This is a genomic window from Salmonella sp. SAL04162 (genome assembly GCF_046551535.1).
Taxonomy (GTDB): domain Bacteria; phylum Pseudomonadota; class Gammaproteobacteria; order Enterobacterales; family Enterobacteriaceae; genus Salmonella; species Salmonella enterica.
In genome coordinates, this window is sequence record NZ_JBGDVX010000002.1 from 1 (window position 1) to 13,156 (window position 13,156).

13 protein-coding genes and 3 tRNA genes are annotated in these 13,156 nt (G+C 52.0%); all 16 read right to left on the bottom strand.

Going from position 1 to position 13,156, the window contains the following annotated elements:
- Nucleotides 1–2: 2 nt before the first annotated feature.
- Nucleotides 3–75 (bottom strand) — tRNA-Lys (locus ACLJRH_RS04105).
- Between the two features lie 3 nt (nucleotides 76–78).
- Nucleotides 79–154 (bottom strand) — tRNA-Val (locus ACLJRH_RS04110).
- 136 nt (nucleotides 155–290) lie between these two features.
- Nucleotides 291–366 (bottom strand) — tRNA-Lys (locus ACLJRH_RS04115).
- 164 nt (nucleotides 367–530) lie between these two features.
- Entirely contained in the window at nucleotides 531–1,319 is a 789-nt protein-coding gene (gene cpoB / locus ACLJRH_RS04120) for a cell division protein CpoB (RefSeq protein ID WP_000097551.1), read from the bottom strand.
- A gap of 9 nt (nucleotides 1,320–1,328) precedes the next feature.
- On the bottom strand, nucleotides 1,329–1,853 hold the full coding sequence (pal, locus tag ACLJRH_RS04125; RefSeq protein ID WP_001176621.1) for a peptidoglycan-associated lipoprotein Pal: 525 nt from the start codon (nucleotides 1,851–1,853) through the stop codon (nucleotides 1,329–1,331).
- A 34-nt stretch (nucleotides 1,854–1,887) separates the two neighbouring features.
- Nucleotides 1,888–3,180: a Tol-Pal system beta propeller repeat protein TolB gene (gene tolB / locus ACLJRH_RS04130; RefSeq protein WP_001562341.1), complete on the bottom strand. Its 1,293-nt coding sequence runs from the start codon at nucleotides 3,178–3,180 to the stop codon at nucleotides 1,888–1,890.
- A 123-nt stretch (nucleotides 3,181–3,303) separates the two neighbouring features.
- Complete coding sequence (gene tolA / locus ACLJRH_RS04135; protein WP_023223312.1) at nucleotides 3,304–4,479, bottom strand: cell envelope integrity protein TolA; 1,176 nt, start codon at nucleotides 4,477–4,479, stop codon at nucleotides 3,304–3,306.
- A gap of 64 nt (nucleotides 4,480–4,543) precedes the next feature.
- On the bottom strand, nucleotides 4,544–4,972 hold the full coding sequence (gene tolR / locus ACLJRH_RS04140; RefSeq protein ID WP_000124676.1) for a colicin uptake protein TolR: 429 nt from the start codon (nucleotides 4,970–4,972) through the stop codon (nucleotides 4,544–4,546).
- Nucleotides 4,973–4,975: 3 nt separating this feature from the next.
- The gene (gene tolQ / locus ACLJRH_RS04145; protein WP_000131318.1) at nucleotides 4,976–5,668 is read right to left on the bottom strand and encodes a Tol-Pal system protein TolQ; all 693 of its coding nucleotides are present in this window, start codon (nucleotides 5,666–5,668) and stop codon (nucleotides 4,976–4,978) included.
- Entirely contained in the window at nucleotides 5,665–6,069 is a 405-nt protein-coding gene (gene ybgC / locus ACLJRH_RS04150) for a tol-pal system-associated acyl-CoA thioesterase (protein ID WP_001046240.1), read from the bottom strand. The genes tolQ and ybgC overlap by 4 nt, the downstream gene beginning before the upstream one ends.
- 228 nt (nucleotides 6,070–6,297) lie before the next feature.
- Nucleotides 6,298–6,591, bottom strand: coding sequence for a cyd operon protein YbgE (ybgE, locus tag ACLJRH_RS04155; RefSeq protein WP_000148790.1), 294 nt, complete (start codon nucleotides 6,589–6,591; stop codon nucleotides 6,298–6,300).
- Nucleotides 6,591–6,704 (bottom strand): cytochrome bd-I oxidase subunit CydX, encoded by a 114-nt coding sequence (gene cydX / locus ACLJRH_RS04160; protein WP_000270278.1) that lies wholly within the window; start codon nucleotides 6,702–6,704, stop codon nucleotides 6,591–6,593. Before cydX ends, ybgE begins: the two co-directional genes overlap by 1 nt.
- A 14-nt stretch (nucleotides 6,705–6,718) precedes the next feature.
- Nucleotides 6,719–7,858 (bottom strand): cytochrome d ubiquinol oxidase subunit II, encoded by a 1,140-nt coding sequence (gene cydB / locus ACLJRH_RS04165; RefSeq protein WP_000568258.1) that lies wholly within the window; start codon nucleotides 7,856–7,858, stop codon nucleotides 6,719–6,721.
- 15 nt (nucleotides 7,859–7,873) lie between these two features.
- Entirely contained in the window at nucleotides 7,874–9,442 is a 1,569-nt protein-coding gene (cydA, locus tag ACLJRH_RS04170; RefSeq protein ID WP_000884369.1) for a cytochrome ubiquinol oxidase subunit I, read from the bottom strand.
- 1,582 nt (nucleotides 9,443–11,024) lie between these two features.
- On the bottom strand, nucleotides 11,025–11,894 hold the full coding sequence (sucD, locus tag ACLJRH_RS04175; protein ID WP_000114631.1) for a succinate--CoA ligase subunit alpha: 870 nt from the start codon (nucleotides 11,892–11,894) through the stop codon (nucleotides 11,025–11,027).
- Nucleotides 11,894–13,060, bottom strand: coding sequence for an ADP-forming succinate--CoA ligase subunit beta (sucC, locus tag ACLJRH_RS04180; protein WP_001048590.1), 1,167 nt, complete (start codon nucleotides 13,058–13,060; stop codon nucleotides 11,894–11,896). The genes sucD and sucC overlap by 1 nt, the downstream gene beginning before the upstream one ends.
- Between the last annotated feature and the right edge of the window lie 96 nt (nucleotides 13,061–13,156).

The window sequence follows — 13,156 nt, forward strand, 5'->3', positions numbered from 1 at the left end:
GGTGGGTCGTGCAGGATTCGAACCTGCGACCAATTGATTAAAAGTCAACTGCTCTACCAACTGAGCTAACGACCCGAGTGGTGGGTGATGACGGGATCGAACCGCCGACCCCCTCCTTGTAAGGGAGGTGCTCTCCCAGCTGAGCTAATCACCCAATACTACGCTGGATATTACTGACTAACCGAAGTTAGCGGTGGGTCGTGCAGGATGACTCGGCTTCGCCTCGCCCTACGGGCCGTTGCTGACGCAACGTTATCCTTCACGTTTTATTCTCGTTTCCACCGAACGATTGGTGGGTCGTGCAGGATTCGAACCTGCGACCAATTGATTAAAAGTCAACTGCTCTACCAACTGAGCTAACGACCCACTTTTGCGTTGCTTTCGAGTTGTTTAATATCCCGTGGCAACGGCGGCATATATTACTGATTTCAGATTTGAGCGCAACAAAAATTTCGACGCAGGGGGCTCAACTGCTTAGGAATCGCACGACGCGACCAGAAAAAAGGCGTTTTCTGGTCGCATGGTACGCATTACATCGCGTTAAGACGCTTTTGCGCCTGTTTCGCGCCATCAGTGCCAGGATATTTGTTAATCACCTGCTGATAAACCGCTTTCGCTTTTGCCGTATCACCTTTGTCCTGCATGATAACGCCAACTTTGTACATCGCGTCCGCAGCCTTCGGCGACTTAGGATAGTTTTTTACTACCGAGGCGAAATAATAGGCGGCATCATCTTTTTTACCCTTGTTGTAATTCAACTGGCCCAGCCAGTAATTGGCGTTCGGCTGATAAGTAGAATCAGGGTATTTCTTGATGAAGTTCTGAAACGCCACAATCGCATCATCCTGGCGAGACTTATCCTGCACCAGCGCAATTGCCGCATTGTAATCGGTATTCGCATCGCCACTTTGTACCGGCGCCCCTGAGGTTGCCGTACCGGCATCCGGAGCGGAGGTCGCAGCGGTTGCCGCCCCACTCTGGTCACCAGCTGCTGGCTGCGCTGCGCCGCCATTATTTAAGCTCCCCAGCTGCAGCATAATTTGCTTCTGGCGTTCCATCACCTGATTCAGTTGATACTGATTTTCCTGGATTTGGCCGCGCAAAGAATCGATATCGGACTGATTATCGGAGAGCTGCTGCTGAAGTTGGGTTAAAAGCTGGCTGTGAGCGTTAGAGATACGCTCAAGTTGAGTGACGCGGTCTTCGACCGAGCCTGAGCCGACACTACTGATTGGCGCCTGAGCAAAAGCGGCCCAGGGGGCCGCTATGCCAACCAGTAACGACAGACTCAACAGGTGATGTCTGAAGTTACTGCTCATGCAATTCTCTTAGTAAACCAGTACAGCGCGACGGTTCTTAGCGTAAGCCGCTTCGTCGTGGCCCAGTACGGCAGGTTTTTCTTTACCGTAAGAAACGATGGAGATCTGGTCAGCGGAAACACCTTTACCCTGCAGGTACATTTTAACGGCGTTAGCACGACGTTCGCCCAGGGAGATGTTGTATTCAGGCGTACCACGTTCGTCCGCGTGACCTTCTACGGTGACTTTGTAAGACGGGTTGCTACGCAGGAAGTTAGCGTGCGCATCCAGCATTGCCGCGAAGTCAGAACGGATATCGTACTTGTCGAGATCGAAGTAAACGATGTTGTTCTGCTGCAGCTGCTGCATCTGCAGACGCGCTTGCTCTTCAGATGACATGTTGCCGTTGCCGTTAGCGTCCATACCAGTGCCGGCGCCGTTCAGCATGCCGCCTTCGCTACCGTCATTGCTGGCGTTCTTGTTGGAAGAACATGCCGCGATTGCCATAACAGGCAGGGCAATCATCAGGCCCTTCAGCACTTTGTTCAGTTGCATTTCTTTAATTCCTTTAGTAATCAATTAATTATTATCACAGATACGGCGACCAGGCAGGCGATTTCACCTGACCATCAGTTGCCGGAAGACGCGCTTTGAAACGCCCATCTGTAGAAACCAAATTCAGCACAGATCCCATCCCCTGAGAAGAGCTGTAGATTACCATCGTGCCGTTAGGTGCCAGACTTGGCGTTTCATCCAGGAACGTTGACGACAGAACCTGTACGCCACCCGTCACCAGATCTTGTTTGGCAATGTGCTGCTGCCCGTTATTTGAGCTTACCATTACCATAAATTTACCGTCGCTGCTGACATCCGCATCCTGGTTTTGCGAACCTTCCCAGGTAATACGCTGCGCCGCACCGCCGTTAATGTTCATTTTATACACTTGCGGACGTCCAGCCTGGTCAGAGGTAAAGGCCAGAGTCTGGCTGTCCGGGAACCAGGTCGGCTCCGTATTGTTGCTACGCCCGTCCGTTATCTGACGAATCTGGCCGGAAGCAAGATCCATAACGTACAGGTTCAGACTTCCGGTTTTCGATAACGCGAACGCCAGTTTCGTCCCATCCGGCGAGAAGGCCGGCGCGCCATTGTGACGCGGGAAGGACGCAACCTGACGCACTGCGCCGTTTGCCAGCGTCTGGATAACCAGCGCGGAGCGACCGCTTTCAAATGTCACGTAAGCCAGTTTTGAGCCGTCCGGAGACCACGCCGGAGACATCAACGGCTGCGGAGAACGGTGCACCACAAACTGATTGTAACCATCGTAATCCGACACACGCAGTTCATACGGGAACTGACCGCCATTAGTCTGTACCACATAGGCGATACGAGTACGGAACGCGCCCTTAATGCCCGTCAGTTTTTCAAAGACTTCGTCACTGGCGGTATGACCTGCATAACGCAACCACTGCTTGTTCACTTTATAAGAGTTTTGCGCCAGTACAGTCCCCGGCGCGCCTCCAGTGTCAACCAGCTGATAAGCAACATTGTAGGAACCGTCCGGATTCGGCGTGACCTGTCCAACGACGACGGCATCAATACCCAGCGCAGACCATGCGGTAGGCTGAACTTCCTGAGCGGTGGCTGGCTGCTGCGGCAGTCGGGACCGGTCTAACGGATTAAATTTACCGCTATTGCGTAAATCTGCCGCCACGATGCCGCCGATATCTTCAGGCGCAGCGCCCGGCCCGGCCCATTTAAAAGGCACAACGCCAATCGGTCGCGCCGAGTCCACCCCCTGGGTGATCTCGATACGGACTTCTGCGTGCAGCACCGCCGCCCACAGCATCAGAAAACCAAATGCTACTCGTAATGCCTGCTTCATCATATCTCCCATACCTGGGCCTGCGACCCACGATAATTTAGCAGAATGTTAACAAACTCAAATACACAAAACCACCAGGACCAGTAACAACTCAACTGCTCCAACTTCCATAAAGAAAAGTATCTACAGTTTAAAGTCTAGTTTGGCATCCTTTATTTTCTCATAAACAGCCTGGCTTGGCGGTTTAGGAATTTTCGCGGTTTTTGCCGCCATTAACGCCGCCTGACAAAGCGCCGGATCGCCGCCCTCAGACGTAATGCTTTTTAATGAGCCATCCGGCGCCAGGCTAATATGCAAGACACATTGTTTGCCCTGATACAGGCTCGCATCATACAGACGGCTCTGAATGGCGACCTGAATCTGTTTCGCGTAGGCGCTGATATCAGCGCCTGTCGTCCCACCGTTAGCGCCCGATGTACCGCTATCTTTCGATGGCTGACCATTCCCTTTCGCGCCGCCGCCGGTTTTCGGCGCATTCTTACCCGAGCTGAGATCGCCAAGCAGATCGTCGACGCCTTCTGCGGCGGCCGCTTTTTCGGCAGCCGCTTTCTTCTTAGCGTCCGCCGCTGCTTTCGCCGCCGCGGCATCCGCTTTCTTCTTCGCCTCCGCCGCCGCTTTCGCCGCCTCGGCATCCGCTTTCTTCTTCGCCTCCGCCGCTGCTTTCGCCGCTTCGGCCTCCGCTTTCTTCTTCGCCTCCGCCGCTGCTTTCGCCGCTTCGGCCTCTGCTTTCTTCTTCGCGTCCGCCGCCGCTTTCGCCGCTTCGGCTTCCGCTTTCTTCTTCGCGTCCGCTGCCGCTTTTACCGCCTCGGCCTCTGCTTTCTTCTTCGCGTCCGCCGCCGCTTTCGCCGCCTCGGCCTCCGCTTTTTTCTTCGCGTCCGCCGCCGCTTTCGCCGCTTCTTCGGCCTGTTGCTGCTGTTGCGCCAGTTTTGCCGCTTCTTCAGCCTGCTTTTGCTGCTCCTGAGCCGCTAAACGTTCTTTCTCAAGTTGTTTCAACCGCTCCTGTTCGGCAGCCTGCTTCTGCTGCAGCTCCTCTGCTTGCTGCTGTTGCAGCTTTTTACGCTCTTCTTCCGCGCGTCTGGCGCTGGCCTGTTGATCCTGCTGACGGTTGTACTGCTGCACAACGGCGCCAGGATCGACCATCACCGCGTCGATAGCGGAACCACCGCCGCCGCCGGCAGAAGCCTCTATATGCTCATCAAACGAACTCCAGATCAGCACTGCAAATAAGATGATATGCAGCACGGCTGAAATAATTATCGCCCGTTTGAGCTTGTCGTTTTGTTCGGTTGCCTTTGACACTCTCGGTTCCCAAAAAACTGTTCGCCTGTTACTCGCCGTCTTTCAAGCCAACGGGACGCAGACTTCAGATTGGCTGCGTCATTAAGCCAACCGATTTTACGCCCGCGCTGTGTAACAAGTTCAGCGCTTTAATTATTTCATCGTACGGCACCTCTTTCGCGCCGCCGATTAAAAAGACTGTTTTCGGATTAGCCTGCAGATGACGCTTTACTTCTGCGATCACCTGTTCAGACGGCAGTTGATCCATTCGATCTTTATCAACCACTACGCTGTATTGCCCTACTCCGGAAACCTCAATAATGACCGGTGGATCGTCGTTACTACTGACCGCTTGCGACTGATTCGCCTCCGGCAAGTCGACCTCCACGCTCTGGGTAATGATCGGCGCGGTTGCCATAAAGATCAGCAGCAGCACCAACAGTACGTCGAGCAGCGGTACAATATTGATTTCGGACTTAAGTTCGCGACGACCTCGTCCACGCGTTCTGGCCATGGCTTACCCCTTGTTGCTTTCGCTTACGGTAAACGCCTGGCGGTGCAGAATCGCGGTGAACTCTTCCATAAAGTTGTCGTAATTCAGTTCCAGCTTGTTCACGCGCTGATTCAGTCGGTTGTAAGCCATAACCGCAGGGATGGCGGCAAACAAACCAATCGCCGTGGCAATCAATGCTTCGGCAATACCCGGCGCAACCATTTGCAGAGTCGCCTGTTTCACCGCGCCCAGGGCGATAAACGCATGCATAATCCCCCATACGGTGCCAAACAGACCGATATAAGGACTGATAGAGCCTACCGTGCCAAGAAACGGGATATGCGTTTCCAGCGTTTCCAGCTCTCGGTTCATGGAGATGCGCATCGCACGCGACGCCCCCTCTACCACGGCCTCCGGTGCATGGCTGTTGGCGCGATGGAGCCGGACAAACTCTTTGAACCCGCTATAAAAGATTTGTTCCGAGCCCGACAGACTATCGCGTCTCCCCTGGCTTTCCTGGTACAGACGCGATAGTTCGATTCCGGACCAGAATTTATCTTCAAACGCTTCCGCCTCACGCGCAGCGGCGTTCAGGATACGCGTTCGCTGGATAATGATGGCCCAGGATGCTATTGAAAAACCAATCAAAATCAACATGATAAGTTTAACCAGAAGGCTTGCCTTCAGGAACAAATCAAGGATATTCATGTCAGTCACTGCTTAAACTCCGCGACAATAGACTTAGGAAGCGCACGAGGCTTCATTTTGAGTGGATCAACGCAAACAATCAGAACCTCTGCTTCATTTAGCAGCGTGTTCTCTGCGTTGACAATGCGTTGCGTGAAAACCAAAGCGGTGCCACGCATTGACGTAATTTCTGTTTGAACTTCAAGCATATCGTCGAGCCGCGCAGGCGCATAGTATTCCAGCGTCATCTTGCGCACCACAAAGGCGACCCGCTCCGCCAGCAGCACCTGTTGGCTGAAGTGATGGTGACGCAGCATCTCCGTGCGCGCTCTTTCATAAAAAGCGACATAGCTGGCGTGATAAACCACACCGCCGGCGTCCGTGTCTTCGTAATAAACTCGAATTGGCCATCGAAACATATACTTATTCATCCCTGCAGCCTCTTTGTTGGCGTCATCCGCTTGCCGCCGTAATGCCTCAAGAATGCCGTTGTATATCGCCTTGTATTCACTTTACATCCCGGTAATGCAACAAAAGTAGAGCTTTTAAACGTTGCTACTATACGCGCGGGAATGAGGCTTGGGAATGGGGGGAAGTTAAGGGAGAGTAAAAATATATGGGCTTATGCAAGCCCCTATATTTTTAAGGAGGTTTCTTATTCACAAGAAGAAGAAAATCAGGCCGACGATAAGGACGATATCCGCAAGGAGCGGACAAAAAATCCCTTGCCAGTGTACGGATTCAGGGCGAAAACCCACGCCGTGGATTATGCCTGCGCAAACCGCCCACATCAGCAATAATCCGTGCCAGATTTCAAGCGTGCTGGTCCTGGCGGCAAACCGTGACGGGTCCCAGAACATACATCCTGCCAGCACTATCGCCATCACGAAGGAAAGCGCCCTTAACGGGCGCTTGTCCATTACCGCATACAGTTTTGCGATAATATGGGTCATTAGCTTTCTTCTTGACCGGTTTTACCCGCTTCAACGTGCTCAAGCGCCAGGGCGGTAATGATCCCGAATGCACAGGCAAGAAGCGTTCCCAGAATCCATGCGAAATACCACATTTTAAGCTCCTTACTTAGTACAGAGAGTGGGTGTTGCTTTCAATATGTTCTTTAGTGATACGACCGAACATTTTCCAGTAACACCAGCTGGTGTAGATCAGAATGATCGGTACGAACACCGCCGCAACCCAGGTCATCAGGTTCAGCGTCATCTGGCTGGATGTCGCATCCCACATGGTCAGGCTGGCATTCATCATCGTGCTGGACGGCATCACAAATGGGAACATAGCGATACCCGCCGTCAGAATAATGCAGGCCAGGGTCAGCGAAGAGAACAGGAATGCCCACGCGCCTTTCTCCATACGGGAAGTCAGGATAGTCAGCAGCGGCAGAACCACGCCCAGAGCCGGAACCAACCACAGGATCGGAGCATTATTAAAGTTCACCAGCCAGGCGCCAGCTTCACGCGCCACTTCTTTAGTCAGCGGGTTAGAGGCGGCATGATGATCAATCGCGGATGTCACGACATAACCATCAATACCATACATTACCCAAACGCCCGCCAGCGCAAAGCACACTAATGTCACCAGCGCCGCAATCTGCGAGGTGGCGCGCGCGCGCAGGTGCAGTTCGCCAACGGTACGCATTTGCAGGTAAGTCGCCCCCTGCGTGATGATCATCCCTACGCTTACGATGCCCGCCAGCAGACCAAACGGGTTCAGCAACTGGAAGAAGTTACCGGTGTAGTACAGACGCAGATACTCATCTACGTGGAACGGTACGCCCTGCAACAGGTTGCCAAAGGCCACGCCAATCACCAGCGGCGGCACAAAGCTACCGATGAACACGCCCCAGTCCCACATGTTGCGCCAGCGCGGGTCTTCAATCTTGGAACGGTAATCAAAACCGACCGGACGGAAGAACAACGACGCCAGCACCAGGATCATCGCCACATAGAAACCGGAGAACGCCGCAGCGTAAACCATCGGCCAGGCAGCAAACAACGCGCCGCCCGCGGTGATCAACCACACCTGGTTACCGTCCCAGTGCGGGGCGATAGAGTTAATCATAATTCGACGTTCGGTGTCGTTACGACCGAGGAAACGGGTGAGCATCCCCACCCCCATGTCGAACCCATCGGTGACAGCGAAACCAATTAGCAAAATGCCAACCAGCAGCCACCAGATAAAACGTAGTACTTCATAATCGATCATTTGACGACTCCTGTCTTAGCGTGCCGGCTGAGAAGTCACGGTGGACTGCTCAAAGTGATAGCGACCGGTTTTCAGGCTGCTTGGGCCAAGGCGTGCAAATTTGAACATCAGGAACAATTCTGCCACCAGGAACAGGGTATACAGGCCGCAAATCAGGAACATGGAGAACAGCAGATCGCCTACGGTCAGCGATGAGTTCGCCACGGCTGTCGGCAACACTTCGCCGATCGCCCACGGCTGACGACCATACTCGGCGACGAACCAACCTGCTTCAACCGCAATCCACGGCAGTGGAATACCGTACAGCGCCGCGCGCAACAGCCATTTTTTCTCACCGATGCGGTTACGAATCACGCTCCAGAAGGAAAGTGCGATGATCGCCAGCAGCAGGAAGCCGCACGCCACCATGATACGGAAAGCGAAGTACAGCGGCGCAACGCGAGGAATGGAATCTTTCGTCGCTTGCTGGATCTGCGCTTCGGTCGCGTCAGTCACATTAGGCGTATAGCGTTTCAGCAGCAGGCCGTAACCGAGATCTTTCTTCATGCTGTTGAACTGGTCGCGAACGGCCTGGTCGGTAGAACCGGCGCGCAGCTGTTCCAGCAGTTCATAGGCTTTCATCCCGTTACGGATACGCTCTTCATGCTGAACCATGAGATCTTTCAGGCCAATAACCGGCGTGTCCACGGAACGCGTAGCGATAATACCGAGCGCATAAGGGATCTGAATCGCCAGATGGTTTTCCTGTTTGTCCTGGTCAGGAATGCCGAACAGGGTAAAGGAGGCCGGAGCAGGTTGCGTTTCCCATTCAGCTTCAATCGCAGCGAGCTTGGTTTTCTGCACGTCGCCCATTTCGTAACCGGATTCGTCACCGAGTACGATAACGGACAGTACGGCAGCCATACCGAAGCTGGCGGCAATAGCAAAGGAGCGTTTAGCAAAGGCGAAGTCACGACCTTTCAGCATGTAGTAAGCGCTGATACCGAGGATGAACATCGCGCCGGTGACATAGCCGGACGCCACAGTGTGAACAAATTTCACCTGTGCTACCGGGTTCAGCACCAGTTCAGAGAAGCTCACCATTTCCATACGCATGGTTTCGAAATTGAAATCCGCAGCGATTGGGTTTTGCATCCAGCCGTTCGCTACCAGAATCCACAACGCGGAGAGGTTGGACCCCAGAGCCACCAGCCAGGTGACGCACATATGCTGAACTTTACTCAGACGATCCCAGCCGAAGAAGAACAGACCTACAAAGGTGGATTCGAGGAAGAAGGCCATCAAACCTTCGATGGCCAGCGGCGCACCGAAGATATCCCCAACATAGTGGGAGTAGTACGACCAGTTTGTCCCGAACTGGAACTCCATGGTCAAACCGGTAGCCACACCCAGAGCAAAGTTGATACCAAACAACTTGCCCCAGAACTTGGTCATATCTTTATAAATCTGTTTGCCGGAAAGGACGTATACCGTTTCCATAATGGCCAGCAGGAACGCCATACCGAGCGTTAGCGGCACAAACAGGAAGTGGTACATCGCGGTCAAGGCAAACTGTAAGCGCGACAGTTCGACTATATCTAACATCATGACTCCTTGCTCATCGCATGAAGACTCCGAGAGTGAACCCCGTTAGAAAGGGTCACACGCATGCCCCAATACAAATTTATTTGCGGCCTCTCATCGTACTATCCCCTCGGGAAGGAAACAGTAATGATGAAAAGTTACAAACATGTTAATAAAAAACCCAAATTGATCCCGCAAATATATTACGCCGTAAAACCCTTACAATAAACAGGTTTTTAGTGGGTCAGATTTGCTTTTTTCGACAGCGATCAATTTATGGCTAATCTATCGCTTTTCAGGGAATTTGATCACGGACAATTTAACCAGTTTTGATGCTCTTTTCCAACATTTAAATATTGATTAAAATCAATTTTTGAAGTTAATGTTAATAATGTTTATTCATTGAATGCATGGTGAATTTTTTGTTAACTTTTTGTTTTTGCAAAGAGTAATTTCAAACTCCCTGTAAAAAGAGGCTTATTCGGTAAGGCTAAACATTTTGTGCGTTTTTTACTGCCCCGCATCCCGTAAAAAACATTGCACATTGATGTTCAATTATTGCTAAATAGCTCACAGATTTTTTCTGTAGGTTATCAACACTTATTATTTTATACATTTAATCTATTTTTATTTTACTTATAATTAACACCGCAAAGAAACTATCTCATTGCACACGCGCCATCATCCCACCGGGATTACCCTGCCCCAACTTCCCTTTCCCGACGACTAACGGCCAGGATCATCTTGCCAGGTTATCGCCTTAATTATCGCTAATAAGCTTTCCAGATAGCCAGAAACAAACATTTTATTCGCTAATTTTTCTTTATTTCAATAACACCGTATTTGCCTCTCTATAATTATTATAGTGAAGATTCTGTTATCACCTTCACAGATTTACCCTCAATTTCTACGTCACTCATAGTGATAATTCTGTTTATTCGCAGCCATAAATACCCTTTAAACATGATTAATCACGAACGAATAGTGTCAATAAGTTCTTAATAATTTTTAAAGTTAACCTCTTTTAACCAGCAAAAGTTCATATAATTTATTAAACGATATCTTTAATACTTCAGGGAAATAATGCCGGTACTCTTATGATTAAAATAGCTGTTTTATTCTGCCATTAAACAAGCAGTCTGTGTAAGCGCGATACATCTGAGGAGACATGTAGTTCGCGCTCAGGCAAACATGCGCGGCCACAGAGTCAAGCGTCAATTTACTATAGAGGTTAGCGTCAACATAGTGTAATGCTGCGATGCGTTTTTTTCATGGCGGAAAGCGCATAATCCGTCTCCAGTGAGGTCGGCAGGTCTTTCACTAAGACAGCATCTGTATTTGCTGAAAAAGAGTTAACCAGCAAACTGAGTAAATTTACTGCCGCTGCCAGACGGTTATTATCAATTATTTTTAGACTCCACCATGTTTTTTTAATGAGGCATCATTTTCCTATAGTTCAATATTTACAAAGCCAATAATTTTATATCCCGGATGCTTCACCCGTACTTTGCCACAAACAATAAAGCCATAAAAAAGGCCACCGTAAAGGTGGCCAACCATGTCGAAAACGGACATTTATCTGTTCCCGCAGGAACAGCGAGTTTTATTTTATAATTGCTTTCAGCGCTTCGCCGATATCGGCCAGGCTGCGAACGGTTTTCACGCCCGCGGCTTCCAGCGCGGCGAATTTTTCATCCGCAGTGCCTTTACCACCGGCAATGATGGCGCCAGCGTGGCCCATGCGCTTGCCTTTCGGCGCGGTAACACCCGCGATATAGCCAACAACCGGCTTGGTCACGTGGTCTTTAATATAAGCCGCCGCTTCTTCTTCTGCGCTACCGCCGATCTCGCCGATCATCACGATCGCTTCAGTCTGCGGATCTTCCTGGAACAGCTTCAGGATGTCGATGAAGTTAGAGCCCGGAATCGGGTCGCCGCCGATACCCACGCAGGTGGACTGGCCGAAACCGTAGTCGGTGGTCTGCTTAACCGCTTCATAGGTCAGCGTGCCGGAACGGGAAACGATACCCACTTTACCCGGCTTATGAATGTGACCCGGCATGATGCCGATTTTGCATTCGCCCGGGGTGATCACACCTGGGCAGTTCGGGCCGATCATGCGTACGCCCGCTTCGTCCAGCTTCACTTTCACGGTCAGCATATCCAGCGTCGGAATACCTTCGGTGATGGTGATAATCAGTTTGATGCCTGCGTCGATCGCTTCCAGAATGGAGTCTTTGCAGAACGGCGCCGGCACGTAGATAACGGATGCGGTCGCACCGGTAGCTTCTACCGCTTCGCGCACGGTGTTGAACACCGGCAGACCCAGATGCGTGGTGCCGCCTTTGCCCGGCGTTACGCCGCCGACCATCTGCGTACCGTAAGCAATCGCCTGTTCGGAGTGGAAAGTCCCCTGGCTACCGGTGAAGCCCTGGCAGATAACCTTGGTATCTTTATTAATTAAAACGGACATTATTTCCCCTCCACTGCGGCAACAACCTGCTGAGCTGCATCCGTCAGACTTTTCGCTGCAATAATATTCAGGCCACTGTCAGCCAGTTTCTTCGCGCCGAGTTCAGCGTTGTTGCCTTCCAGACGCACCACCACCGGAACGTTAACGCCCACTTCTTCCACCGCGCCGATGATACCGTCGGCAATCAGGTCACAACGGACGATACCGCCGAAGATGTTAACCAGAACCGCTTTCACGTTGTCATCCGAGAGGATGATTTTAAACGCTTCGGTGACGCGCTCTTTGGTTGCGCCGCCGCCCACGTCAAGGAAGTTAGCCGGTTCGCCGCCATGCAGCTTAACGATGTCCATGGTGCCCATCGCCAGGCCCGCGCCGTTCACCATGCAACCGATGTTGCCGTCCAGCGCGACGTAGTTCAGTTCCCACTGCGCCGCCTGCGCTTCACGCGGATCTTCCTGAGACTGGTCACGCATTTCACGCAGATCCGGCTGGCGGAACAGCGCGTTGCCGTCAGCGCCCAGCTTGCCGTCGAGGCAAATCAGATCGCCCTGCTTAGTGATCACCAGCGGATTAATTTCGATTAGCGCCAGGTCGCGCTCAAGGAAAATGGTTGCCAGGCCCATAAAGATTTTGGTGAACTGCTGCACCAGTTTACCTTCCAGACCCAGTTTGAACGCCAGTTCCCGTCCCTGATACGGCATCGGGCCGGTCAGCGGATCGAGCGCGACTTTATGGATCAGATGCGGGGTTTCCTCCGCAACTTTTTCGATCTCTACGCCGCCTTCGGTAGACGCCATAAAGACCACGCGACGAGAACTACGGTCAACTACCGCGCCGAGGTACAGTTCTTTGCCGATGTCGGTCGCCGCTTCAACCAGAATCTGGTTTACCGGTTGGCCATTAGCGTCTGTTTGATAGGTCACCAGACGTTTGCCCAGCCAGTTTTCCGCAAAGGCGCGAATCTCTTCCTTGCTTTTTACTACCTTCACACCGCCCGCTTTGCCGCGGCCGCCAGCGTGAACCTGACATTTCACTACCCACGGGCCGGCGCCGATTTTAGACGCGGCTTCTTCGGCTTCACGCGGAGTAGTACAGGCATAACCCACCGGCGCCGGTAAGCCATAGCGGGCAAAAAGTTGTTTTGCCTGATATTCATGTAAGTTCATGTGTTCTGTCCATCCTTCAGGTAATCGTTATCTTTAGACCTGTAGGCCTGAAAGCTGCGCGCCATCAGGCATTACACCATCGCCGGATGGCGGCGT

What these genes read in the sequence shown, in the direction of transcription:
- ybgC (WP_001046240.1), bottom strand. Translation starts at nt 6,069, where the DNA reads ATGAATAAGTATATGTTTCGATGGCCAATTCGAGTTTATTACGAAGAC.
- sucD (WP_000114631.1), bottom strand. Translation starts at nt 11,894, where the DNA reads ATGTCCGTTTTAATTAATAAAGATACCAAGGTTATCTGCCAGGGCTTC.
- tolB (WP_001562341.1), bottom strand. Translation starts at nt 3,180, where the DNA reads ATGAAGCAGGCATTACGAGTAGCATTTGGTTTTCTGATGCTGTGGGCG.
- tolR (WP_000124676.1), bottom strand. Translation starts at nt 4,972, where the DNA reads ATGGCCAGAACGCGTGGACGAGGTCGTCGCGAACTTAAGTCCGAAATC.
- sucC (WP_001048590.1), bottom strand. Translation starts at nt 13,060, where the DNA reads ATGAACTTACATGAATATCAGGCAAAACAACTTTTTGCCCGCTATGGC.
- ybgE (WP_000148790.1), bottom strand. Translation starts at nt 6,591, where the DNA reads ATGACCCATATTATCGCAAAACTGTATGCGGTAATGGACAAGCGCCCG.
- cydA (WP_000884369.1), bottom strand. Translation starts at nt 9,442, where the DNA reads ATGTTAGATATAGTCGAACTGTCGCGCTTACAGTTTGCCTTGACCGCG.
- cydB (WP_000568258.1), bottom strand. Translation starts at nt 7,858, where the DNA reads ATGATCGATTATGAAGTACTACGTTTTATCTGGTGGCTGCTGGTTGGC.
- cydX (WP_000270278.1), bottom strand. Translation starts at nt 6,704, where the DNA reads ATGTGGTATTTCGCATGGATTCTGGGAACGCTTCTTGCCTGTGCATTC.
- pal (WP_001176621.1), bottom strand. Translation starts at nt 1,853, where the DNA reads ATGCAACTGAACAAAGTGCTGAAGGGCCTGATGATTGCCCTGCCTGTT.
- cpoB (WP_000097551.1), bottom strand. Translation starts at nt 1,319, where the DNA reads ATGAGCAGTAACTTCAGACATCACCTGTTGAGTCTGTCGTTACTGGTT.